We start from the raw sequence: 23,984 nt of genomic DNA on the forward strand, positions 1-23,984 counted from the left end.
CTACGATGCTGACATGCCCACTTCACACCCGCAGGATCTTGCCCCGGATACCGTCGTCGTCGCCGCAGGACGGCCCCCGCGCGAACCCGATGCGCCGGTGAATCCACCGATCGTGCTCTCCTCCACCTTCGTGGGCACCGGGACCCCGGGCCAGGGGGAGCGGACGTACGCGCGGTTCTCCAACCCCACCTGGGACCCGCTGGAAGAGGCCCTGGCCCAACTGGAATCCTGCCCGCTGCCCGGGCTGGTCTACGCCTCCGGCATGGCCGCCGTCGCCTCGGCCATGTCGCTGCTGCCCCGCAACGGCACCATCGTCATCCCCCGGCACAGCTACAACGGGTCGCTGTCATTGGTGGCCGATCTGCAGGCCCGCATCGGACTGCAGGTCCGGTTGGCCGATGTCGAGGACACCGAAGCCACCCTGGCCCTGCTCGAGGGCGCCGACATGCTCTGGCTCGAAAGCCCGACCAACCCGATGCTCGAGGTCGCCGACGTCGCCGCACTGGCTGCCGGGGCCCGCGCCGCCTCGGTGCTCTGCGTCGTGGACAACACCTTCTCCACGCCGTTGTTGCAGCGTCCGCTGGAGCTCGGCGCCGACGTCGTGGTGCATTCGGCGACCAAGTACATGGGCGGGCATTCCGACGTCGTCCTCGGGGCCGTCATCACCGGCAATGCCGAGCTGCGCAGCACGCTCCATGCCTACCGTTCGCTGCACGGGGCGGTCCCGGGACCCTTCGAAACCTGGCTGACCCTGCGCGGCTTGCGGACCATGGCTCTGCGGGTCGAACGCGCCCAGGCCAACGCCGGGGAGCTGGCCCGCCGCCTCGACGCCCATCCGGCGGTGGAGGCCGTGCGCTACCCCGGGTTGGAAGCGGACCCCGGGCACACCCGGGCCGCGGCCCAGATGGAGGGATTCGGCTCGATCCTGTGCCTCACCGTCGCCGGGGGAGAAGCGGCCGCCGAGGCGGTCCTGGCCGCCCTGCGGTTGTGGACCCCGGCCACGAGCCTGGGCGGGGTCGAGTCCCTGGCCGAACGCCGGCGGCGCCACCCGGGGGAGCCGGATACCGTGCCGGCGAACCTGATCCGGCTCAGCGCGGGCATCGAGAACGTCGAGGACTTGTGGAACGATCTGAGCGCCGCGCTGGAGAGCACGCGCTAAAGACGGATCGGCTGCGGTTCCCCTAGACTGGCAGACGTGGAAACCGCATTGTTGTTCGAGATCTATCTCTTCAAGGCCCTGAGCCTGGTGGCCCTGGTCCTGGGGCTGTGGGCCTTCATCGATGCCCTGCGCCACCCGGCGCAGAACTACGAACGCGAAAACAAGCGCACCAAGGGCTTCTGGATGGGCATGACCGGCGTGGCCGCCGTGGTCTGCGTCTTCAGCTTCCTCGGCCCCGGTGGCGCCGGTTTCCTGCAATTGATCGCCGCCTGTATCAGCTGCGTCTACCTCGCCGACGTGCGGCCTGCCGTGGGCGGCAGGGGCGCCCCGGGATACTACAACTACTAGAGCCCCGGCTCCTGGAGCGCCAACGACCCCGTCCGCGGGGCCACACACGCCCAGTCCACGGTCAATTCGCCCAATCGCCACCGTGAGGGGCCATCACGGACCGGCCAGCCCGCCGCCCGCAGGGCCCGGCACATGGCCATCCAGCGTTGCCGCTGCCCGAACGTGGACCAAGGCGCCGTAGCCAGCCAGGCGGCATCGGCCGCGGCCAGGAAATCGTGGACCCGCTCGCCGGGATGGTTGCGGTGGATCAGCGCCTTCGGCAGGCGTTCGGCCACCTCGCTGGGGCGTTGGACGGCACCGAAACGAATCGAGATGCTCAAGGTCAGCGGACCCTCGGGGGAGATGCCCACCCAGGTGCTCACCCGACCGATCTCGTCGCAGGTCCCCTCGATGAGCAGCCCCGCAGGATCCAGCCGGGCGGCCAGCGAAGACCAGATGGCCGCCACATCGTCCTCGGTGTATTGACGCAGGACATTGAAGGCCCGGATGAGCAGGGGGTTGCGGTCCGTGGGGATCTCGAAACCACCGACGGCGAAGGAAAGCCCCTCGACCTCCAACAGCTTCGCCGCCAGCACCCGGCCGGGATCGATTTCCAGTCCGACGACGCAGACCAGGGGGTTCACCGCACGCAGACGTTGAAAATATTCGACGGCGGTGCGCGGGGAGGCCCCGTAGCCCAGATCCACGCAGATCGGGGGTGCGCCGGTGACATCGGGGCGGAGCCGGAAGTTCTGCGTGCCGGTCATCCAGCGGTCCACCCGACGCATCCTGTTCGGATTCGTCGTCCCGCGGGTGGGGTTGCCCACAGGGCGTCCGGCCTGATGCCGGCCGCCGAGTCTTCGAGACTTTTGCACCACGAAAAAAATATAGACCCGCCCCGGGCCCCGTCATGACCAGAAGCCGGTGAAAGTAACCGACTTCACGCCCGATAGGATGAAGTCATGACGCACACCCTGATCCTGCTCCGCCACGGGCAGAGCGAATGGAACGAAAAGAACCTCTTCACCGGCTGGTACGACGTGCCGCTGACCGAGAAGGGACGCGCGGAGGCCATCCGCGGCGGTGAGTTGCTCACCGAGGCCGGCCTCGTCCCCGACGTGCTGCACACCTCGCTGCTCAAACGCGCGACCATCACGGCCAACCTCGCCCTGGAAGCCGCGGATCTCTCATGGATCCCGGTCCGGCGTGACTGGCGGCTGAACGAGCGCCACTACGGGGCCCTGCAGGGCAAGGACAAGGCCCAGACCCTGGCCGAGTTCGGAGAGGAGCAGTTCATGGAATGGCGTCGCTCCTATGACACCCCGCCGCCGCCGCTGGACGACGACTCCGAGTTCTCCCAGATCGGGGACCGCCGCTACGCGGACCTGGGCGATGACGCGCCGCGCACCGAATGCCTCAAGGACGTGCTCGAGCGGATGCTGCCCTACTGGAACAGTGCCATCCGCCCCGATCTGGAGGCCGGCAAAACGGTCCTGGTCACCGCGCACGGCAACTCGTTGCGGGCCATGGTCAAGCATCTCGACGGCATTTCGGACGAGGACATCGCCTCGCTGAACATCCCCACGGGCATCCCGCTGGTCTACGAACTGGACGAGGACTTCACCCCCGTCACCCCCGGCGGACGCTACCTCGACGCGGACGCGGCGGCCGACGCCATCCAGGCCGTTGCCAACCAGGGACGCAAATAGCCCGTTCCCGGGAGGAATCCAGACCACACAGCCGGGGCCGGCCCGCGTATCGACGCGGACCGGCCCCGGCTGTGTCAGAGGTGGATCAGAGTGCCGCGCTCCCGGGCTCCCATTCCCCGGTGACCAGGTAGTTGACCTTGCGGGCCACGGAGACCCCGTGGTCGCCGTAGCGTTCCAGATAGCGGCTGGTCAGGGTCACATCGGCGGTGCGGGGCCCCGACTCGTTCCACTCGGGGCCGGCGACGGTCTTGAAGACGCTGGCGTGCAGGTCGTCGATCCGGGCGTTGAGCGCCACGATCTCCCGGGCGATCTCCAGATCCCGTGTTTCGAGCAGGGTGATCAGCTTCCGGGCGATCTGCACATCGAGTCCGGCCATCTCCGCGAAGACGGGGGTCACCGAGGCCGGGGCCACGGGGACCGGGAAACGGAGCCGGGTGAGCTGGGCGACGTGGCGGGCCAGATCGCCCATACGCTCGAGCGAGGCGCTCATGCGCAGCGAACCGACGATCATGCGCAGATCCGAGGCCACCGGTCCCTGCAGGGCCAGGACGTCGATGGCCCGCTCATCGAGCTGGGTCTGCATGAAGTCCACCCGGGCGTCCGCGGCGATGACCTCCTGGGCGATCTCGGTATCGGCCTCGGCATACGCCGTGTAGGCGCGTTCCATGGCATCGGCCACGAGTCCGGCCATCTGGGTCAGTTCCTCACCGATCGTCAGGAGTTCCGCCTGGAAGACCTTGCGCATGGGGTGTCCTTTCATCATGGTGTTCCCCCACGGTCAGGCAGGGGACGGGCACTGTAGTCATCAACACTGCCACCCCAACGTTAACCTCCGGGCCCTCGCGCATGAACATTCGGTGAATGGGCGCCGGGGCCCGTCCCGAGGGGCAGGAGCCGGACAGCGGCCCGGTTAGGGTGGGATCGTGGATGATGCACTGATCATAGTGATCGCCGGGCTCGTGGGGCTGGCGCTGGGCGTCGTGGGTCTGTTGGCCTACCGTTACAGCCGCCTGCAGCGCGAGGCGGTGACCGACGTCGGAGAGCCGACACTGCCCGACGGCGCCGCGGAGATCCTCTCCGTCGTCGGACGGGCCTTCGTCGTGGTCGATGACATCGACGGGGTCGTCCGGGCCAATCCGGCCGCCTATGCCTACGGGCTGGTCCGCGGGCACACCGTGGTCCATGCGGAACTGCTGGCCCTGGCCCGCAGGGTGCGTTCGGACGGGGTCATCGAGGAACGCCAGTTCGAACTGCCCCTGGGCCCGCTGGGCCAGGGGACGATCGTGGTGCATGTGCGCGTGGCTCCGCTGGGCGAGGAATACATCCTGTTGCTGGCCGACGACCGGACCGAGATCACCCGCACCGAGGCCATCCGCAATGACTTCGTCGCCAACGTCTCCCACGAGTTGAAGACGCCGGTGGGGGCCATCCAGCTGCTCTCCGAGGCCATCGACGGGGCCGCGGATGACGAAGTGGCGGTCAAACGCTTTTCCACCCGGCTGTATAAGGAAGCCCATCGGCTCGCGGCCCTGGTGCAGGACATCATCGAACTGTCCCGCCTGCAGGGCACCGACGTCGTCCTGCAGGGCCAACCGGTGGATGTGAACCGGATCGTGGCCGAAGCCGTGGACCGCAACCGGCTCACCGCCGAGGGCAAGGCCATCACGATCACCGTCGGCGGGGAGACCCGGGACCGGATCTTCGGGGAGCGTGATCTGCTGATGACCGCCTTCCGCAACCTCATCGACAACGCCATCCGCTATTCGCCCGAGGGCACCAACGTCGGGGTGGGCGTGCGCTCCCGCGACGGGCTGGTGCAGGTTTCGGTGACCGACCAGGGCCCCGGCATCGCCCCCGAGGAACAGGAACGCATCTTTGAGCGCTTCTACCGCGTCGATGCCGCCCGCTCGCGCCAGACCGGCGGCACCGGCCTGGGACTGAGCATCGTCAAGCACGTCATTTCCAACCACGGCGGCGAAGTCACGCTGTGGTCCCGCCCGGGGCAGGGCTCCACCTTCACGGTGCGCATGCCCCGGCACGAAGACGCCCACGGGGCGGCACACGACCAGGGGCCGACCCCGGGCGTGGAGACCGCCACCGACCATCCGACCGGCGACGCCGAGGCGCGCCGGGCGATTGCAGAAGGAGACCGAACTTGACCCGCATCCTGGTGGTCGAAGACGAGGAGTCGCTCAGCGACCCGCTGGAATACCTGCTGACCAAGGAGGGATTCGAGATCCAGGTCGTCGACAACGGCCTCGATGCCGTCACCGAATTCGACCGCAACGGGGCCGATCTGGTCCTGCTGGACCTCATGCTCCCGGGCCAATCCGGCACCGAGGTCTGCCGGCAGCTGCGCCAGCGCTCATCGGTCCCGGTGATCATGCTGACGGCCAAGGACGCGGAAATCGACAAGGTCGTGGGTCTGGAGATCGGCGCCGACGACTACGTGACCAAACCCTATTCGGCGCGGGAGCTGATTGCGCGGATCCGGGCCGTGCTGCGCCGGCAGGGCGAACCGGAGGAACTGGTGGCCTCCACCATCCAGGCCGGGCCGGTGCGGATGGATGTGGAACGGCATACCGTCAGCGTGCACGGCGAGGCGGTGTCGTTCCCGTTGAAGGAGTTCGAGCTCTTGGAGATGCTGCTGCGCAATGCCGGGCGCGTGCTCACCCGGGGCCAGCTGATCGACCGGGTCTGGGGCTCGGACTACGTCGGGGACACCAAGACGCTCGATGTGCACGTCAAACGGCTGCGCTCAAAGATCGAACCCGACTCCGCGGCCCCGGTGCATCTGGTGACGGTGCGCGGGCTGGGCTATAAGTTCGAGTCCTGAGCAGCTGCCGGGGCGCCCCGGCAGCAGGACCAGAGAGCAATGGCCGGGGCCCGTGGAAGAACTTCCACGGGCCCCGGCCATCTCCAGCCGTGGTGGAGGATTACTCGCTGTCGAGAATCGGCTTGGTGGGCTCCAGATGCTTGACCGTGTCCTTGTTGTAGCCCTCCGGAAGGAACGGGCGGTACTCGGGCAGGGCACCGTTGACCACGGGGATCGATTCCTGGACGCTGTTGGAGCCGACCTTCAGGGTGGCGTCCACATGGGATCCGGGTTCGGCGCCGGCCTGGGGGATGACGGTCTTGTTCTCGTCGTCCTCGAGCTTGAGCGAAGTCTTCGCCGGAACCTTGATCTTGGTGGAGGTACCGTCGACCACCAGCTCAACCGAAGCGGGCTCGGAGGTGTCGTTGATCAGGCTGCCGATGGCGCGGGCCGGCTCATCGGCGGTGTTGGTGACCAGCAGCAGGTTGCGCACCTCGACATCGGCGACGTCGAAGACGATGCCATCCGAGGCCGCGTAGTGCATCGTGGTGGCTTGCTGGTTCACTGCGCCACAACCGGTCAGGCCGACCGCCAGCAGGGCGGCGGCAGCAACGGATGCGGTTCGGCGGCCGCGGAACTTCTGTGCGGTGATCACGGCACAAACTCCTCTATAAGGTTCATCTCTGGTGTTGTCGCACCCCTGCGGACGAGTGATCCCGCGTCAGGGCGTGAATAAGCGTTGGCCCCAGCCTAATCGGTATCGCAGCAAAAGTATGACTCGGCCGCACCCCGGATGAAGCAACCCTGTTTTAAAGCGGACCGCGGCCGACCGCGCGCACATAACATCAATCCCCGAAATGACAAGGGCTGATTATGGTCCCCTTTCCCGAGGAAGACCGGCAACTCGCCGAGGGCAGGGGTATTTCATGGTAAACTTGATGGTGGGAAAGGGGTTTATCCAGATGGTTTTTGAGGTTGGCGAGACGGTTGTTTACCCTCACCACGGTGCGGCGAAGATCGAAGAGATCAAAATGCGCACCATCAAGGGCGAAGAGAAGATGTATCTCAAGCTCAAGGTGGCGCAAGGCGATCTGACAATCGAGGTTCCGGCAGAGAATGTAGACCTGGTCGGCGTGAGGGACGTCGTTGATCAGGAAGGCCTGGATCACGTATTTGATGTCCTACGTGCCGAATTCACGGAGGAACCGACGAACTGGTCCCGCCGTTATAAGGCCAACTTGGAGAAGTTGGCCTCCGGGGACGTCGTCAAGGTGGCGGAGGTCGTACGCGACCTGTGGCGCCGGGACAACGACCGCGGACTTTCGGCCGGCGAAAAGCGCATGCTCGCGAAGGCGCGCCAGATCCTGATCAGCGAATTGGCCCTGGCCAAGAAGCTCGATGAGGAGAAGGCGGAAATCGTCCTCGACGAGGTGCTGGCCTCCTAAGGGAAGGCCGTCCAGCACGGCCGTCCACGTACGTCGAAAGGCCCGTCCACCCACCCGGGTGGACGGGCCTTTCTGCTGCCCGCCGCTAAGCTGGACCCGTGACTGCAACCACCTCCACCGGGCCCCGTGTCGGCATCATCCTCGTGGCCGCCGGCTCCGGCACCCGGCTGGGCCACGGGATCCCCAAGGCCCTGGTCGAAGTGGCCGGGACGACCTTGCTCGAACACGCCCTCCGGGCCGCCCTGACCTCCCGGACCGCCCACGAAATGGTCGTGGTGCTCCCGCCGGGGGAGGAGCGGCTGCTCGAGCTCTGCGCGGAGGCCGCCCGGAAGGCGGCTATTCCGCTGTCCACGGCGACGGGCGGCTCCTCACGCAACGACTCCGTCCGGGCCGGCCTGGCGGAACTGGGCGACGTCGACCACGTGCTGGTCCACGACGCCGCCCGCTGCCTGACCCCTGCCGACGTCTTCGTCCGGGTCGCCGCGGCCCTCGCCGCGGGGGCCACCGCCGTCGTCCCCGGTGTCGCCGTATCCGACACCATCAAATCGATCGACCCGAAGGCCCCGGCAACCGCCGGGATCCCCGGGGCCCACCGGGTCACCGGAACCCCCGACCGCTCGGGGCTGCGCGCCATCCAGACCCCCCAGGGCTTCGACGCCAGGGCCCTGGACGCCGCCCATGCCGGGGCCGCGACGCTGGGCGCGGCCGAAGCCGAAGCGATCACCGATGATGCCCGGTTGATGGAAGCCACTGGATCGGAGGTGCTCGTGGTCCCCGGGGCCGCCGACGCCTTCAAGATCACCACCGGGCTGGACCTCCTACTGGCCGAGGCCCTGCTGGCCAGCCGCACCCCGTCGACCCCCTCCCAGGAGCAGCCATGACCCCCCGCCCCCTCATCCCGCGCACCGGCATCGGTGTGGATGTGCACGCCTTCGACGAGACCGGGACGCGCGAACTCCGGCTGGCCGGGCTCCACTGGCCCGGCGAACGCGGGCTCAGCGGCCACTCGGACGGCGACGCCGTGGCCCACGCCGCCTGCGATGCCCTGTTCTCCGCCGCAGGGATCGGGGACCTGGGCACCCATTTCGGGACCGACCGGCCGGAATTCGCCGGCGCCTCAGGCCCCCGACTGCTGGCCGAAGCGGCCCGGCTGGTGCGTCAGGCGGGCTGGGAGATCGGCAACGTCTCCATCCAGTTCGTCTCCCGGCGACCCAAATTCGCCGCACGCCGCGAAGAGGCCAACGCGGTGCTCTCCGCGGCGGCAGGGGCCAGCATCACCGTCACCGCCACCACCTCGGACGGGCTCGGCTACGAGGGGGCCGGTGAGGGGCTGACCGTCTACGCCACGGCATTGGTCCACCCGCCCGTCAGCTAATCTGGTGCGGTGAGCATCCGTTTTTATGACACCAGGCAAGCACAGGTCCGCGACTTCGTCCCGCTGACACCGGGACGGGTGGGCCTCTACTACTGCGGTGCCACGGTCCAGGGCGTCCCGCATGTCGGGCACGTCCGGTCGGCCATCGCCTTCGACATCCTCGTGCGCTGGCTCGAATACCGCGGCCTGCGGGTCGATGTGGTCCGCAACGTCACCGACATCGACGACAAGATCCTCGACAAGTCAGCCGCCTCCTTCGCCGGGGACTTCGAGGGAGACGACCACTACCTCCCCGAGGAGGAATGGTTCGCCCTGGCCTACCGGTTCGAGCAGGCCTTCACCCGGGCCTACGACGGACTCGGTGTCCGCAGGCCCACCTACGAACCGCGGGCCACCGGCCATGTGACCGAAATGCATGAACTCATCACCCGCCTCATCGACGCCGGGCACGCCTACCCCGCGGACGACGATTCCGGCGACGTCTACTTCGACGTGAGGTCCTTCCCCGACTACGGGGCCCTGACCCGGCAACGGCTCGAGGACCTGCAGGACGCCGCCGATGCCGACCCGCGCGGTAAACGCGACCCCCGCGACTTCGCGTTGTGGAAAGGCAGCAAATCCACCGACCCGGCCAGCGCCTCCTGGCCCGGCCCGTGGGGTCGCGGACGCCCCGGCTGGCACCTGGAATGCTCGGCCATGGCCCGCAAATACCTGGGGGCCTCCTTCGACATCCATGGCGGCGGCCTGGACCTGCGCTTCCCGCACCACGAAAACGAACTGGCCCAGTCCACGGCGGCCGGCGACGGTTTCGCGAACTTCTGGATGCACAACGGGATGGTCACCTACGAGGGGGAGAAGATGTCGAAATCGATCGGCAACACCATCTCCCCCGAGGAGATGCTCGAGCAGGCTCCGGCCCGCGTGGTCCGCTACTTCCTGGGCCAGGCCCACTACCGTTCCCAGCTGGACTACAAGCCCAGCTCGCTGCAGGAAGCCGGTGCGGCCCTGGAACGCATCGACAGCTTCGTCTCCCACGCGCTGCACCGTCTCTACGCGGTCGACGCCGGGGCCGACTTCGACCTGGAGCTGGAGCATTTCGCGGTCACCGACGATTTCGCCGCGGCCATGGACGAGGACCTCAACGTCCCGCAGGCCCTCGCCGCACTGCACGAGGTGGTCCGGGCGGGGAACACGGCGTTGGCCGATAGTGATCTGCCCGCCGCCGACCGGGCGCTGCAACAGGTCATGGCCATGACCTCCACGCTCGGGCTCGACGACGCCGTCGGCGCCGGCGACGGGGCCGTCCCCGGCAATGCCGTCCTGGACGATCTGGTGCGGGCCCAACTGGCCGAACGCGACCAGGCCCGCGCCTCCAAGGACTGGGCGAGGGCGGACACCATCCGCGATACGTTGTCCGCCGCCGGCGTCGTGGTCGAGGACTCCGCGGACGGGGCCCGGTGGACGCTGAAATAGGGTTCGTCAAAAACCTGCCGTTCCACCTGTAAAATGGAAGGTTGGCGGGTATTGCGACCGCGCGGACCCCGACCCCACCAACATCGAGGATTTCATCCCATGGCAACACCCAAGCGTCACGGCGGCGCACCGAAGAAGAAGAAGGGCCCCACCGTGGGCACCGGCGGCCACGGCCGCAAGTCACTCGAAGGCAAGGGCCCCACGCCCAAGGCCGAGGAGCGGACCTACCATCAGGCCTACCGCAGCCGCCAGCTCGCCGAGCGGGCGGCCGCCAAGCCCGGCGCGACCCGCCAACGCCCCGCCGGCCGCGGCGGTGGCCGCAGCAGGAACGCCGAGGAAATGGTCAGCGGACGCAACTCGGTGCTCGAGGCGCTGCGCGCCGACATCCCGGCCAAGGCGCTCTACCTGGCCATCCGCATCGATGTGGACGACCGGGTGCGGGAGATCCTGAAGCTGGCCGCCGACCGGGGACTGGCCGTCATGGAAACCGGCAAACCCGAGCTGGACCGGATGACCGACGAATCCATCCACCAGGGCCTGGCCCTGCAGGTGCCTCCCTACGACTACCCGGACGCACTGGAAACGGTGAAGGCGACACTGGCGAAGGTGGCCAAGGGCCATCTGGCCAACACCCCGCTGTTCATCGCCCTGGACGGGATCACCGATCCGCGCAACCTCGGGGCCATCATCCGGTCGGCCTCGGCCTTCGGCGCCCACGCGGTCATCGTCCCGGAACGCCGTTCCGCCGGACTGACCGCCTCGGCATGGAAGACCAGCGCCGGGGCAGCGGCCCGGGTCCCCGTGGCCCGCGCCACCAACCTGACGAACACGCTCAAGGCCATGAAGCAGGCCGGGGTGTATGTCGTCGGACTCGACGGGGACGGGGACGTGGACCTGACCGGCCTGCCGTTGGCCACCGAACCGCTGTGCATCGTCGTCGGATCCGAGGGCAAGGGCCTGTCGCGTCTGGTGAAGGAGAACTGCGACCAGATCGTTTCGATCCCCATCGAATCCGCGATGGAATCGCTGAACGCCTCCATGGCGGTGGGTATCACGCTCTACGAGATCGCGCGCCTGCGCAACGACTGAGCTGGACGAGCAGATGAAGCACAATCCCGAGGCCGGAAGCACACGCCTGGACCCCCCGACGGGTGGATCCACGGCCGTGATCTCCGGGATCTCCGCGGCGGTTCCGGGCCCGGGGGGCGAAACGGTGGACGACGCCGTGAACGTCGCCGTCTTCGCCCCGGACCTGGATTCCGTGGACGTCCATTACACGGACCCCTCGGGGCAACCGGTCCTCACCGTGCTGACCGGGCATACCGGACAGACGCATCATGGTCTGGTCAAGGGCCTGCGCCCCGGCGCCAGCTATGCCTTCTGGGCCCACGGGGCCGAGCTGCCGCAGGACGGGCAGCTCCTGCTGGATCCCTACGCCCGCGCCATCACCGAGGACGACGACGGGGTCCTGTGGGGGGTCCATGTCAGCGAAGACTTCGACTGGGGCGGGGACGCCCCGCCGATGGTTCCCTGGCGCAACACCGTCATCTACGAAGCCCATGTGCGCGGGCAGTCCATGCTGCACCCCGAGGTGCCGGAGGAACTGCGCGGCACCTATGCCGGGATGGCCCACCCTTCCGTCATCGACCACCTGTTGTCCCTGGGCGTCACGGCGGTGGAACTGCTGCCGATCCACTTCCACCTGGACGAACCCCACCTCCAGGAGCTCGGGCTGCCCAACTACTGGGGATACAACACCCTGGGCTTCTTCGCCCCGCACCCCGACTATGCCAGCGCCGCCGCCCGTGAGGCAGGACCGGCGGCGGTCCGTGACGAGCTCAAGGGCATGATCCGGCTGCTGCACCAGGCGGGGCTGGAAGTCATCCTGGACGTCGTCTACAACCACACCGCCGAAGGCGGGGCCGACCAGAAGACGTATTCGTGGCGGGGGCTCGGGAACCTGGCCTACTACCGGCACGACGACGCAGGCAACTATGTGGACACCACCGGGTGCGGGAACACCCTGGACTTCTCCACTCTGCCGGTGATCGAGATGGCCCTGGCCTCGCTGCGGCACTGGGTGGCCGACTACCATATCGACGGTTTCCGCTTCGATCTGGCGGTCACCCTGGGCCGTGACGAGGAGAACCGTTTCACCCCGCACCACCCGTTCCTGGAGGCCCTGTCCACCGATCCGTTGCTTTCGCGCGTGAAGCTGATCGCCGAACCGTGGGATGTGGGCTACGACGGCTGGCAGACCGGCCGCTTCAACGCGGACTTCGCCGACTGGAACGACGGATACCGCGACACGGTCAGGGAATTCTGGGTCGCCGGCCGCGGGGCCCTCGACGGCGGCGGACAGGCGCCGAACGTCGCCCGGCTGGCCAGCGTGCTGGCGGGCTCCCGGGAGACCTTTGCCGCCTCGGGGAGGGGCCCGCTGGCGTCGATCAACCTGGTCACCGCCCACGACGGTTTCACACTGCGGGACCTGGTCAGCCACGACCGCAAACATAATGAGGCCAACGGCGAATCCAACCGGGACGGGTCCGACGATAACCGCAGCTACAACCACGGCATCGAGGGCATGAGCGCCGACGAAACCATCGACGAGGCCCGCCTGCAGACGGCCTCGAATGTCATGGGTACGCTGCTGCTCTCGCTGGGGGTCCCGATGATCACCGCGGGTGACGAGTTCGGCAAGACGCAGCGGGGCAACAACAACGCCTACTGCCAGGACAACGAACTGTCCTGGTTGGACTGGGACCCGGATGACTTCGGCGAGAAGATCCTGCGCCGCACCAAGGCCTTCTCCAGGATCCGCAAGGAATTCCTGCAGCATCAGCCGTTCGTCTATCCGACCATCGCCGAGAGCTCCTACCTGCTGTGGCTCAACGCCGAGGGCGTGCCCATGCGCCAGGAGGAGTGGACCGACGGCGGCACCCGGCTGGTGCAACTGCTGATGGGTTCCGCCTCGGGCAGCATCGACGGGCTGGTCGTGTTCAACGGGCATCTGGACGATCAGGGGATCCGCCTTCCCGCCGCGGACTCCCTGAAGGATTTCCGCCCCTCCGAAGCCGCCGAAACGACCTTCGAACTGCGCTACGGCACCGGGACGGGCCTGCGGTCACGCCAGGGCACCGTCTTCACCGCCGGGGACCAGGACACCGTGGAAGCCAATACGATCAGCATCTATCGCTGTGAGGCGCCCCGGAGCCGGGGGACCACTACCCCGTAGTGGCCACCAGCCCCAGTTCGGCGGACGAGGCCAGCAACGGGTGTCCCGGAACCACCCGGACCGCGTACCCGAATTCACCGGCGCGCTCCAGGGACCAGCTGCCCCGGAAGCGGAACCGGCCGTGGCCCAGATCCCCGGCCACCTCCAAGGGGTGCCTCGTGGACTCGGTCAGCTGGCCGTCGGCGTCGATTCGACCCTGGACGGCCTCGACCTGCACCGCCGCGGGAGAGAGCCCGCCGAGCCGCAGGTAGGCCTCGAGCCGGAAGACATCCCCCAGGGAGGGGTCGGGTCCCAGCCCCGGAGCCTCGACGTGTTCGATGACAACCTCCGGCCAGGCGGCGGTGACCTCCCGGATGAAGGAAGCCACCGAACGGGCCCCGGCGAAGTCCTCGGCCCCGGCAACGCGCCCCGAACGGGCCGCCGGCAGGTACAGGGTCTCCACATAGTCCCGGACCATGCGTTCGGCCGAGACCTGCGGTCCCAGGCTCGCCAGGGTATGGCGGATCATCGCCAACCACTTCCGCGGCACCGGCCCCCGCCCCGGCAATGCCTGCTGCTCGGGGTCCTGCCCGGGCTGGTGGGCGTAGAAGCGCGGGGCCACGATGGCCTCGATCAGCTCGTACAGTGCGGTGGCCTCGAAATCGTCGCGGTCCTCGGCGGCGGACCCCTCGGGCGCCGTGGGAATGGCCCAGCCGTTGTCGCCGTCGTACATCTCGTCCCACCAGCCGTCCAGGACCGAGAGGTTCAGCCCGCCGTTCAGCGCGGCCTTCATCCCCGAGGTGCCGCACGCTTCGAGCGGGCGCAACGGGTTGTTCAACCAGACATCGCAGCCGGGGAAGAGCGTCCCGGCCATGGCCATGTCGTAGTTGGGCAAAAAGACGATCCGGTGGCGGACCTCGGGATCGTCGGTGAACTGCACGAGTTCCTGGATCATCTGCTTTCCGGCCTCGTCGGCCGGATGCGATTTGCCGGCGATGACCAGTTGGATGGGCCGGGTCGGATGCAGCAGGGCAGCCTTCAGGCGGGCCGGATCGCGCAACATGAGGGTCAGGCGCTTATAGGTCGGCACCCGGCGGGCGAAGCCCAGGGTCAGCACGTCGGGATCCAGCACCGCATCGGTCCATCCCAGCTCTGCGGCACCGGCACCACGGTCGAGCCAGGAGGCCTTCAGCCGGGCCCGGACCTCCTCGATGAGTTGGACGCGCAGTTCCCGGCGCACCGCCCACAGCTCCTCGTCGGTGAACTGCCGGGCTGCGGTGAGCCGGGTGATCCGCGGATCGACCCAGGTGGATTCGTGGACGCCGTTGGTGATCGACCCGATCGGTGTCTCTTCCGCCTCGAATCCGGGGTACAGACCCGAGAACATGTCGCGGGAGACCTGCCCATGCAACTTCGAGACCCCATTGGCCCGTTGGGCCAACCGCAAACCCATGGCGGCCATGTTGAAGACGTCCTGCCCACCGCCCAACGCCGTATCTGAGCCGAGGGCCAGCACCGAAGCCGTCGGCACCCCGGGGGCCAGGCCCGCGTCCAGGAAACGGGCGACCCGGTCGGCCTCGAACCGGTCGATCCCCGCCGGGACCGGGGTATGGGTGGTGAACAGGGTGCTGGCCCGCACCGCGGCCAAGGCCGTCTCGAAATCGAGGCCGTCACCCATCAGTTCGCGGAGGCGTTCGATGCCCAGGAATCCCGCATGGCCTTCATTGGTGTGGAAGACTTCGGGGGCGGCCGTCCCGGACAGACGCGCATGGGCGCGCAGGGCCTTGACCCCGCCCATGCCCAGGAGCAGTTCCTGCTGCAACCGATAGTCCCCGCCTCCGCCGTACAGCCGGTCGGTGATGGCCCGGGCCGCCTCGTCGTTGGCCGGGACGTTCGAATCCAACAGGAGCAACGGCACGCGGCCGACATCGGCCCGCCAGATCCGGGCGTGCAACTGCCGGCCGTCGGGCAAGGGCAGGGTCACCGTCACCTCGGAGCCGTCGGCCTCACGCACGACGGACAGGGGCAGCCCCGCCGGTTCCAGGACCGGGTAGGTTTCCTGCTGCCAGGCTTCGCGGGAGAGTGATTGCCTGAAATAGCCGGCCTGGTAGAGCAGCCCGACGGCCACCAGCGGAACCCCCAGATCGCTGGCCGCCTTGAGATGGTCGCCGGCCAGGATCCCCAGGCCGCCCGAATACTGCGGCAACATGGCACTGATCCCGTACTCGGGGGAGAAATAGGCGATGGCCGCCGGCGGTGGGGATTCCAGGGCCTGATACCAGCGCGGGGCCCGAAGATACTCTTCGAGTTCCCCGGCCTGCTCCCGGATCCGGGCCACCAGCGGGGCATCGTCGGCCAGGCGAGCCAGTCCGGCCCGATCGAAACGCCTCAACAGGGCCCGCGGATTCTGCCCCACGGCCTCCCAGCCGAGCGGGTCGAGATCACGGAACAGCTCGGCGGTGGGTCGGTGCCACGACCACCGAAGATTCGCAGCAAGGCGTTCCAGCCCGGAAATCTTCTCCGGCAGGACGGTATGGACGGTAAAACCTCGAATGGCCTTCACGTGCTGAACGCTAGCCTAGAAAGTCGCCAATGTGGACGGCCGGCCGTCATATTGCGCCGCGGCAGCCACCACAGGACGGCGGGCGGCACAGAGTCCTTGGCTTTACCGCCCGGACTGACTAGCGTCTATGACGTGAGCACCAGGCGCAGGTCCAGATTCGGCCGCATACCCGTTACCGACGTCTTCCCGGTCATCGAGGGCGGACGGTTCCCTGCGAAGGCCATCACCGGCCAGGATGTCCTGATCCGGTCGACGGCCTTCCGCGAAGGCCATGACGCCCTCGCCGTGGAGGCGGTCCTCTACGACCCTCAGGACCGCGAAGCCCACCGCGTGAGGATGCGTCCCGGGGCCCCCGGGCTCGATGAATGGCTCGGCAGCCTGCGCCCCACCACCGAGGGCGACTGGACTTTCGAGGTCGAAGCCTGGGACGACCCGCTGGGCACCTGGTGGCACGACGCCGGAATCAAGGTCGCCGCGGGCCTCGACACCGAACTGATGTTCGCCGAAGGGGTGTTGCTGTTGCGCGAGGCCGCCGCCGCATCCCCGAACGCCCGGATACTGGAAACCGCCGCGGCCACCGCGGCCGATACCTCGTTGCCCGACGCCACCCGGATGGCCGCCGCCTCCAGCGGGGAGGTCCGCGCCGAACTGTTCCAGCGTCCGCTGCGGCGCATGGTCACCGGCAGCGGCCGGTTCCCGTTGCTGGTCGAACGCGTCCTGGCCGGCCGGGGCGCCTGGTACGAATTCTTCCCCCGCTCCGAGGGGGCCCGCTTCGACCCTGCCACGGGGACCTACACCTCGGGGACCTTCGCCACGGCCGCCGACCGGCTGGAAGCGGTGGCCGGGATGGGCTTCGACGTCATCTACCTGCCGCCGATCCACCCGATCGGCAGGACCTTCAGGAAGGGCCCGAACAACACGTTGACCGCAGGGGACCACGACCCCGGTTCACCCTGGGCCATCGGTTCCGCCGCCGGCGGCCACGACGCCATCCACCCGGATCTGGGCACGGAAGCCGATTTCGCCGCGTTCGTGGAACGCGCCGAGGCACTGGGGCTGGAAGTGGCCCTGGATCTGGCCCTGCAGGCCTCTCCCGATCATCCCTGGGTGGCTGAGCACCCCGAATGGTTCACCACCCGGGCCGACGGGAGCATCGCCTACGCCGAGAACCCGCCGAAGAAATACCAGGACATCTACCCGCTGAACTTCGACAACGACCCGCAGGGTCTCAGCGCCGAGGTGCTGCGCATCGTCACCGTGTGGATCGAACGCGGGGTGCGGATCTTCCGGGTGGACAACCCCCATACCAAACCCGTCGGGTTCTGGGAGTGGCTCATCGCCGAGGTCACCGAGGATCACCCAGGCACCGTGTTCCTGGCCGAGGCGTTCACCCGGCCGGCCATGATGCATGCGTTGGGGCGGGCCGGGTTCCAGCAGTCCTACACGTATTTCACCTGGCGGAACACGAAGGAGGAGCTGGAGGAGTACCTCCCGCAGGTCTCCACCGGGACCTCGGCGTTCTTCCGTCCGAACTTCTTCGTGAACACCCCCGACATCCTCACCGAGTACCTGCAGTTCGGGGGACCTGCGGCCTTCAGGATCCGGGCCGCCCTCGCCGCGACGGCGTCCCCGCTCTGGGGGGTCTACGCGGGATACGAACTCTATGAACACGTCGCCCGGCCCGGAGCCGAGGAGTACATCGACAATGAGAAGTTCCAATACAAGATCCGCGACTTCGACAGCGCCGAGGTCGAGGGCCGTTCCCTGGCCCCTTACCTGCGTCGGCTCAACGCCATCCGCGCCGACCACCCGGCCTTGGGCGAATTGCAGAACCTCGTGATCCACCCCACCAGCGACGACGCCACCATCGCCTATTCCAAATCCCGACGGACCCACCCCGTGGGCCTGCCCGCCCCGGGGACCTCCGCGGCAGCGCCGGTCGAGCCCCCACAGGAAGAGGGCCAGGAGATCGACACCCTCATCATCGTGGTCAATACGGACCCCCATGGCGCCCGCGAATGCACCGTGAGCCTGGACCTGGAGGCGCTGGACCTGCGAGAGCAGGACCTGGACGAGGACGGTAGGTTCACCGTGGACGACCTGCTCACCGGGGGAAGCTGGAAGTGGTCGGCCCATAACTACGTCCGGCTGGATCCGCACCAGGAACCGGCCCATATCCTGCACATCCGCCGGGGCACCTGATGGCCAACCCGTACCAGCTCAACGTTCCGGGTCTGACCCATGATCCGCAATGGCATCGCAAGTCGGTGTTCTACGAGGTGCTGGTCCGGGCCTTCTCCGACGCCAACGGCGACGGGAGCGGGGATTTCGCCGGGTTGATCGACAAGCTCGACTACCTGCAATGGTTGGGGGTGGATTGCCTCTGGGTTCCCCCGTTCTACGAATCCCCGCTGCGTGACGGCGGCTACGACATCTCCGACTACTACGACGTGCTTGACGAATTCGGCACCATCGGCGATTTCCGCCGCCTGGTCGCCGAAGCGCACGAGCGCGGGCTGCGCATCATCATCGACCTGCCGATGAACCACACCTCCGATGAACACCCGTGGTTCCAGGCCTCCCGCCGGGACCCGGAAGGCGAATACGGGGATTTCTACGTCTGGTCCGATACCGACGAGAAGTACTCCGAGGCCCGCATCATCTTCGTGGACACCGAGGAATCGAACTGGGCCTTCGACCCGGTGCGCCGCCAGTTCTACTGGCACCGCTTCTTCGACCACCAGCCGGACCTGAACTTCGAGAACCCCCGGGTGCACGAGGCCATGTTCGACGTCGTGAGGTTCTGGCTTGATCTGGGGGTGGACGGATTCCGTGCCGACGCGATCCCCTACCTGTTCGAGGAGGAGGGGACCAACTGCGAGAACCTGCCGGCGACGCACGACTTCCTGCGCCGGCTCAGACAGCTCGTGGATTCCGAATACCCCGGGCGCATCATCATCGCCGAGGCGAACCAGGCACCGCAGGAAGTGGTCGAATACTTCGGCACCACCGAGGAACCGGAATGCCATATGTGCTTCCACTTCCCGATCATGCCGCGGCTGTTCTATGCCCTCCGCGACCAGGTCGCCGCCCCGATCATCGAGGCCCTGGGCCAGACCCCCGACATCCCGTCCGGCACCCAATGGGGGACCTTCCTGCGCAACCACGACGAGTTGACGCTCGAAATGGTGACCCCCACCGAACGCGAAGCCATGCTCGGCTGGTATGCCCCGGACCCGCGGATGCGCGCCAACGTGGGCATCCGCCGCCGACTGACCCCGTTGCTGGATAATTCGCGGTCCGAACTCGAACTGATCCATGCCCTGCTCTTTGGTCTGCCCGGCAGCCCGTTCCTGTACTACGGGGACGAAATCGGGATGGGGGACAACATCTGGCTCGATGACCGCGACGCCTCGCGCACCCCCATGCAATGGAACCCCGACCGCAATGCCGGGTTCTCCGTCGCCGACCCCGGCCAGCTCTATCTTCCGGTGGTCCAATCCCTGGTCTACGGGTACACGAGCATCAACGTCGAACAGCAACTCGAGCACAGCGGGTCCTTCCTGCACTGGGTGCGGCAGATCCTGGGGGTGCGCCGCGAACATCCGGTCTTCGGCCTGGGGGACTACCGCAACGTCCCGGCCTCCAGCCCCAGCGTGCTGGCCTTCCTGCGCTTCCCCGAGGACCTGGGGGGCCACAAATCCACCCCCGAGGAGACCGATCAGGAGATGGAGACGCTGCTCTGCGTCTACAACCTGTCCCAACACCCGGTGGCCACCGAACTGGAACTGCCCGACTATGCGGGGCGCGGCCTGCGGGACATCTTCGGCGGCTCCCCCTTCCCTCCGGTGTCCCCCGAAGGGCGGTTGTCACTGGCCTTGGGCTCGCAGGGGTTCTACTGGTTGCGGTTGCGCTCGGTGCGCTCGGACGTCAATGCCACCTCGACCTCGACGCTTCCGGTCATCGACCCGGGGCGGCGGCGATGAGGTCCGACGCCGAGATCACCGGTGCGCTGGCCGGTTGGGTGGGGGAGCAACGGTGGTGTCCGGCACCCCGGGGGACGTTCACGCTGTCGGTGGTCGGGGTGCAGCCGGTCCCGCAGCCGGATCCCGACGCCCTGATGCTCAGCCTCCTGTTGGCCATCCACCCCAGCAGAATCTCCGATGAGGAGACCGGGCAACCAGGAGATAAATCAACTACTCATAATGTTTCGGTCGTGCAGGTCCCCGTGGTGTTGCGGCGATCTCCCGCCCAGGAACCGCCGCCCGTCCTGGGGGTCCTGGACGATCACGCCGTCCGGTTGCTGGCCCCGGAAACGACCGGCCTGCGGGCCGGGGGCAGCTGGCTGGTCCACGATGGAACCCAGGATCAGGGCTTCGTCAACGCCTGGGCCGCCCTGATGCTCCAGAGCCCGCCCGGCCAGGGGCCGGAGCTGGCCCCGATGCGGGTCCTGGACGGGGAGCAATCCAACACCTCGGTGGTGCTTGAGGGGCCCCGCGGCCCGGTCATCATCAAGTTCTTCCGGGTCCCGTCGCCGGGGACCAACCCCGATGTGGAACTGGGCTCCTTGCTCTCGGAGGCCGGATCGCAGGACGTGCCCCGGACCGTGGCCACGCTGGACGGGCGGTGGACGGCCGGCGGGGCCGAGGTCGGCGGAACCCTGTCCGTCATGCGTGAATTCTTCGACGCGGCCCGCGACGCCTGGCGGCTGGCCAGCCTCGCGGCCCTCGACGACCGGGATTTCACCACCGAGGCCGCCGAACTCGGGCGGGCCGTGGCCCGTCTGCACCACCAACTGACCGAGGTCGCCCCCACCGCCGTGGCCAGCGCGGCGGAAACCGCGGCGTTCATCGCGGCCCTGCGGGCCCGGCTCGTCTGGGGGTGGGAACGGGCGGCCCCTGCCGACGGGGCCCTGGCCGATGCGTTCGGCGAGGTCCTGGAATCACTGGGCGCCCTGGGCCGGCTGCCGTTGCTGCAGCGGATCCACGGGGACCTCCATCTGGGCCAGATCCTGGCCACCGAAGACCACGGATGGGTGGTCCTGGACTTCGAAGGCGAACCCCTGCGCAGTGCAGGGGAGCGGCGGGCGCCGGATGTGGCGCTGCGCGACGTGGTGGGCATGCTGCGGTCCTTCGATTACGCGGCGGGACGGGCCACCCACCCCGAGGTGTCCTCCTCAACCGCTGCCCCGGCTCCCGAGGCGGCCCACCAGGCGGCCCGCCAATGGTCGGCGCGGACCCGCAAGGCGTTCCTGAGGGGGTACCGTGAGGAAACGGGCGAGGCCGTCGACATCCAGTCGCCGCTCTTTCTGGCCCTCTGGCTGGACAAGGCCCTCTATGAAGTCGTGTACGAACGGCAAAACAGGCCGACCTGGGAACAGGTACCGGCCTCGGCGGTCCAGGAGGTCCTCTCAGCCATGCAGCACCCAGCGGATTCACCCCGGCGGGCCGAAACAGGCGCCGCAGCAACCCCCGGTGCCGCGGAGGGCGCCTCGACACCCCGCCCGATCACGGCCGAGGTGTTGGAAGCCGTCGCCGAAGGCCGCTTCCATGCACCCCACGGAGTCCTCGGGGCCCATCTGGGCAACGACGGCTCGATCACCGTGCGCACCCTACGCAAACTGGCGAGCACCGTCACCCTGGTCACCGACAACGACCGCCGGGAGATGACCCATGAGTACGACGGCGTCTGGGTGGCGGTGTTGGCTCCTCCGACGGGACGCGAAGGGACCGTGCCCGACTACCGGCTCGAGGTCGGCTATCCGGGGTCTGCCCCGGTGTTGGTCGACGATGCCTACCACTACCTGCCCACGCTGGGGGAGATCGACCTGCATCTCATCGGGGAGGGGCGCCATGAGCGCCTCTGGCAGGTCCTCGGGGCCCGGGTGCGCAGATACCACACGGTGATGGGCAACTGCGAGGGCACGGGGTTCGCCCTCTGGGCCCCCAACGCCCAGGCGGTCCGGGTGGTCGGGGACTTCAATGACTGGGACGGAACCGGCAACGCCATGCGTTCGCTGGGACGGTCCGGGGTCTGGGAGCTCTACATCCCCGGGGTCGTCGCCGGGGCGATCTACAAATTCGAGATCCTCGGCCAGGACGGCCACTGGAGGCAGAAGGCCGACCCGATGGCCCGGCACACCGAGATCCCTCCGTTGACCGGATCCGTCGTCGTGGAATCCTCCTATGGCTTCCAGGACGCCGAATGGATGGCGTCCCGGGCCCAGACCGACCCGCATGCCGGCCCGATGAGCGTCTATGAAGTGCATCTGGGCTCCTGGCGCCCCGGACTGGACTACCGCGAAATGGCCGAGCAGCTCAGCGAATACGTGACCTGGCAGGGATTCACCCATGTGGAGCTGATGCCCGTGGCCGAACACCCGTTCGGAGGATCCTGGGGCTATCAGGTGACCTCCTACTATGCCCCGACCTCGCGCTTCGGCCACCCCGACGATTTCCGATACTTCGTGGACCGGCTGCACCAGGCGGGTATCGGGGTCATCATGGATTGGGTTCCCGCCCATTTCCCCAAGGATGAATGGGCCCTGGCCCGGATGGATGGGCAGCCTCTCTACGAGCACCCCGATCCGCGCCGCGGGGAGCATCCCGACTGGGGGACCCTGGTCTTCGACTTCGGACGCAACGAGGTCCGCAACTTCCTGGTGGCCAACGCGCTGTACTGGATGGACGAGTTCCATATCGACGGGCTGCGCGTGGATGCCGTGGCATCCATGCTCTATCTGGACTATTCACGCGAAGACGGAGGATGGGAACCCAACATCCATGGCGGGCGGGAGAACCTGGAAGCGATCGCCTTCCTGCAGGAGCTCAACGCCACGGCGTACCGGCTGAATCCCGGCATTGCGATGATCGCCGAGGAATCCACGGCCTTCCCCGGGGTCACCGGCGACACCAGCGGAGGTGGGCTCGGCTTCGGGCTGAAGTGGAACATGGGCTGGATGCACGACTCGCTGGAGTACATGTCGGAGGACCCGATCCATCGCTCCTACCACCACAACAAGATCACCTTCTCCATGGCCTACGCCTATACGGAGAACTTCCTGCTGCCGATCAGCCACGATGAAGTGGTCCATGGGAAGGGCTCGCTGCTGCGCCGCATGCCCGGTGACCGCTGGCGCCAGCTCGCCCAGGTCAGGGCCTACCTGGCCTTCCAATGGGCCCACCCGGGCAAGCAACTGATCTTCATGGGCACCGAATTCGCCCAGGAGGGGGAGTGGAGCGAACAGCACGGGCTCGACTGGTGGGTGGCCGATACCCACCAGCACCGCGGGGTCCAGCTGACCGTGAAGGCGCTGAACGGAATCTACCGGGAACTGCCGGCACTGTGGGAACTGGATCACGACCCGGCGGGCTTCGCCTGGATCAATGACCACGAGGCAGCGGGCAACACCCTGAGCTTCATCCGGCGGGACGAGCAGGGCGAGGCGATGGTCTGCGTCGCGAACTTCTCGGGCGAACCCCACAGCGGCTATCGACTCGGCCTGCCGGCTGCCGGGGCCTGGACCGAGGCGCTCAATACAGATGCCGAGGAGTTTGGTGGTTCCGGGGTCGCCAACCCCGGAACGCTCGAGGCGGATGGCCCCGCCCACGACGGCCAGCCGGTTTCGGCCACCGTGGACCTGCCCCCGTTGGGCGTGATCTACCTGGTCCCCGGCAGCATCAGCTGACCCGGCCCCAAGAACCCCGGAAACACGGGGTTCTTGGGGCGGCCAGTCGGGGAGGAAGCCTCCGATTAGGTGAACCAGCAGGATATGGGTATAGTTATTTCCCGCGCCGGTCGCCAATAAAACTTCTCCACGGAGAGGCCCACGGGACGGTGCAGACTTCCGAAAAGTTGGAGAAACGGTCGATTTGACCGGGATCCAGCCACCGGGTAAGTTAGAT

18 protein-coding genes are annotated in these 23,984 nt (G+C 67.8%); 14 read left to right on the forward strand and 4 right to left on the reverse strand.

Annotation, left to right across the window (positions count from 1 at the left end):
• Positions 1–13 precede the first annotated feature (13 nt).
• The gene (locus ACT3UE_RS10045; RefSeq protein ID WP_444554153.1) at positions 14–1,159 is read left to right on the forward strand and encodes a trans-sulfuration enzyme family protein; all 1,146 of its coding nucleotides are present in this window, start codon (positions 14–16) and stop codon (positions 1,157–1,159) included.
• 36 nt (positions 1,160–1,195) lie between these two features.
• Positions 1,196–1,507 carry a DUF2516 family protein gene (locus ACT3UE_RS10050; protein ID WP_444554152.1) on the forward strand — a complete coding sequence of 104 codons (312 nt, stop codon included), beginning with the start codon at positions 1,196–1,198 and terminating at the stop codon, positions 1,505–1,507.
• Here the strand turns inward: ACT3UE_RS10050 and ACT3UE_RS10055 are convergent.
• Positions 1,504–2,253 (reverse strand): class I SAM-dependent methyltransferase, encoded by a 750-nt coding sequence (locus ACT3UE_RS10055; protein WP_444554151.1) that lies wholly within the window; start codon positions 2,251–2,253, stop codon positions 1,504–1,506. The genes ACT3UE_RS10050 and ACT3UE_RS10055 overlap by 4 nt on opposite strands.
• 195 nt (positions 2,254–2,448) lie before the next feature.
• On the opposite strand from ACT3UE_RS10055, the gene ACT3UE_RS10060 reads away from it, so the two are divergent.
• Positions 2,449–3,195 (forward strand): phosphoglyceromutase, encoded by a 747-nt coding sequence (locus ACT3UE_RS10060; RefSeq protein WP_444554150.1) that lies wholly within the window; start codon positions 2,449–2,451, stop codon positions 3,193–3,195.
• A gap of 85 nt (positions 3,196–3,280) precedes the next feature.
• On the opposite strand, the gene phoU is transcribed toward ACT3UE_RS10060, so the two are convergent.
• Positions 3,281–3,940 (reverse strand): phosphate signaling complex protein PhoU, encoded by a 660-nt coding sequence (phoU, locus tag ACT3UE_RS10065; protein ID WP_444554149.1) that lies wholly within the window; start codon positions 3,938–3,940, stop codon positions 3,281–3,283.
• A gap of 178 nt (positions 3,941–4,118) precedes the next feature.
• On the opposite strand from phoU, the gene ACT3UE_RS10070 reads away from it, so the two are divergent.
• Both ACT3UE_RS10070 and ACT3UE_RS10075 read left to right on the forward strand, forming a co-directional pair.
• Positions 4,119–5,354, forward strand: coding sequence for a sensor histidine kinase (locus ACT3UE_RS10070; RefSeq protein ID WP_444566650.1), 1,236 nt, complete (start codon positions 4,119–4,121; stop codon positions 5,352–5,354).
• A complete protein-coding gene (locus ACT3UE_RS10075; protein ID WP_444554147.1) occupies positions 5,351–6,031 on the forward strand; it encodes a response regulator in 681 nt (226 codons plus the stop codon). Before ACT3UE_RS10070 ends, ACT3UE_RS10075 begins: the two co-directional genes overlap by 4 nt.
• 100 nt (positions 6,032–6,131) lie before the next feature.
• On the opposite strand, the gene ACT3UE_RS10080 is transcribed toward ACT3UE_RS10075, so the two are convergent.
• Positions 6,132–6,665: a hypothetical protein gene (locus ACT3UE_RS10080; RefSeq protein WP_444554146.1), complete on the reverse strand. Its 534-nt coding sequence runs from the start codon at positions 6,663–6,665 to the stop codon at positions 6,132–6,134.
• Between the two features lie 307 nt (positions 6,666–6,972).
• On the opposite strand from ACT3UE_RS10080, the gene ACT3UE_RS10085 reads away from it, so the two are divergent.
• From ACT3UE_RS10085 to glgX, 6 genes are all read left to right on the forward strand, one after another.
• Positions 6,973–7,455 carry a CarD family transcriptional regulator gene (locus ACT3UE_RS10085; protein WP_086995109.1) on the forward strand — a complete coding sequence of 161 codons (483 nt, stop codon included), beginning with the start codon at positions 6,973–6,975 and terminating at the stop codon, positions 7,453–7,455.
• Positions 7,456–7,553: 98 nt separating this feature from the next.
• Complete coding sequence (gene ispD, locus ACT3UE_RS10090) at positions 7,554–8,336, forward strand: 2-C-methyl-D-erythritol 4-phosphate cytidylyltransferase (RefSeq protein WP_444554145.1); 783 nt, start codon at positions 7,554–7,556, stop codon at positions 8,334–8,336.
• Positions 8,333–8,830, forward strand: coding sequence for a 2-C-methyl-D-erythritol 2,4-cyclodiphosphate synthase (gene ispF, locus ACT3UE_RS10095; RefSeq protein WP_444554144.1), 498 nt, complete (start codon positions 8,333–8,335; stop codon positions 8,828–8,830). Before ispD ends, ispF begins: the two co-directional genes overlap by 4 nt.
• A gap of 9 nt (positions 8,831–8,839) precedes the next feature.
• Positions 8,840–10,303 carry a cysteine--tRNA ligase gene (cysS, locus tag ACT3UE_RS10100; protein WP_444566651.1) on the forward strand — a complete coding sequence of 488 codons (1,464 nt, stop codon included), beginning with the start codon at positions 8,840–8,842 and terminating at the stop codon, positions 10,301–10,303.
• 99 nt (positions 10,304–10,402) lie between these two features.
• Positions 10,403–11,392 (forward strand): 23S rRNA (guanosine(2251)-2'-O)-methyltransferase RlmB, encoded by a 990-nt coding sequence (rlmB, locus tag ACT3UE_RS10105; protein ID WP_444554142.1) that lies wholly within the window; start codon positions 10,403–10,405, stop codon positions 11,390–11,392.
• 13 nt (positions 11,393–11,405) lie between these two features.
• Positions 11,406–13,538 carry a glycogen debranching protein GlgX gene (glgX, locus tag ACT3UE_RS10110; protein WP_444554141.1) on the forward strand — a complete coding sequence of 711 codons (2,133 nt, stop codon included), beginning with the start codon at positions 11,406–11,408 and terminating at the stop codon, positions 13,536–13,538.
• Here glgX and glgP read toward each other — a convergent pair.
• A complete protein-coding gene (glgP, locus tag ACT3UE_RS10115) occupies positions 13,528–16,080 on the reverse strand; it encodes an alpha-glucan family phosphorylase (protein WP_444566652.1) in 2,553 nt (850 codons plus the stop codon). The genes glgX and glgP overlap by 11 nt on opposite strands.
• Positions 16,081–16,212: 132 nt before the next feature.
• On the opposite strand from glgP, the gene ACT3UE_RS10120 reads away from it, so the two are divergent.
• From ACT3UE_RS10120 to glgB, 3 genes are read left to right on the forward strand one after another with little or no spacing between them, the layout of a single operon-like run.
• Positions 16,213–18,282 carry an alpha-1,4-glucan--maltose-1-phosphate maltosyltransferase gene (locus ACT3UE_RS10120; protein ID WP_444566653.1) on the forward strand — a complete coding sequence of 690 codons (2,070 nt, stop codon included), beginning with the start codon at positions 16,213–16,215 and terminating at the stop codon, positions 18,280–18,282.
• Positions 18,282–20,066: a maltose alpha-D-glucosyltransferase gene (gene treS / locus ACT3UE_RS10125; protein WP_444554138.1), complete on the forward strand. Its 1,785-nt coding sequence runs from the start codon at positions 18,282–18,284 to the stop codon at positions 20,064–20,066. The genes ACT3UE_RS10120 and treS overlap by 1 nt, the downstream gene beginning before the upstream one ends.
• The gene (gene glgB, locus ACT3UE_RS10130) at positions 20,063–23,767 is read left to right on the forward strand and encodes a 1,4-alpha-glucan branching protein GlgB (protein WP_444561355.1); all 3,705 of its coding nucleotides are present in this window, start codon (positions 20,063–20,065) and stop codon (positions 23,765–23,767) included. The genes treS and glgB overlap by 4 nt, the downstream gene beginning before the upstream one ends.
• Positions 23,768–23,984: the final 217 nt, after the last annotated feature.

The organism is Arthrobacter sp. 179 (assembly GCF_052379645.1).
In the GTDB taxonomy this organism is placed as follows: Bacteria; Actinomycetota; Actinomycetes; order Actinomycetales; family Micrococcaceae; genus Arthrobacter_H.

What these genes read in the sequence shown, in the direction of transcription:
- ACT3UE_RS10045 (WP_444554153.1), top strand. Translation starts at nt 14, where the DNA reads ATGCCCACTTCACACCCGCAGGATCTTGCCCCGGATACCGTCGTCGTC.
- ACT3UE_RS10055 (WP_444554151.1), bottom strand. Translation starts at nt 2,253, where the DNA reads ATGACCGGCACGCAGAACTTCCGGCTCCGCCCCGATGTCACCGGCGCA.
- ACT3UE_RS10060 (WP_444554150.1), top strand. Translation starts at nt 2,449, where the DNA reads ATGACGCACACCCTGATCCTGCTCCGCCACGGGCAGAGCGAATGGAAC.
- phoU (WP_444554149.1), bottom strand. Translation starts at nt 3,940, where the DNA reads ATGCGCAAGGTCTTCCAGGCGGAACTCCTGACGATCGGTGAGGAACTG.
- ACT3UE_RS10085 (WP_086995109.1), top strand. Translation starts at nt 6,973, where the DNA reads ATGGTTTTTGAGGTTGGCGAGACGGTTGTTTACCCTCACCACGGTGCG.
- ispF (WP_444554144.1), top strand. Translation starts at nt 8,333, where the DNA reads ATGACCCCCCGCCCCCTCATCCCGCGCACCGGCATCGGTGTGGATGTG.
- rlmB (WP_444554142.1), top strand. Translation starts at nt 10,403, where the DNA reads ATGGCAACACCCAAGCGTCACGGCGGCGCACCGAAGAAGAAGAAGGGC.
- glgX (WP_444554141.1), top strand. Translation starts at nt 11,406, where the DNA reads ATGAAGCACAATCCCGAGGCCGGAAGCACACGCCTGGACCCCCCGACG.
- treS (WP_444554138.1), top strand. Translation starts at nt 18,282, where the DNA reads ATGGCCAACCCGTACCAGCTCAACGTTCCGGGTCTGACCCATGATCCG.
- glgB (WP_444561355.1), top strand. Translation starts at nt 20,063, where the DNA reads ATGAGGTCCGACGCCGAGATCACCGGTGCGCTGGCCGGTTGGGTGGGG.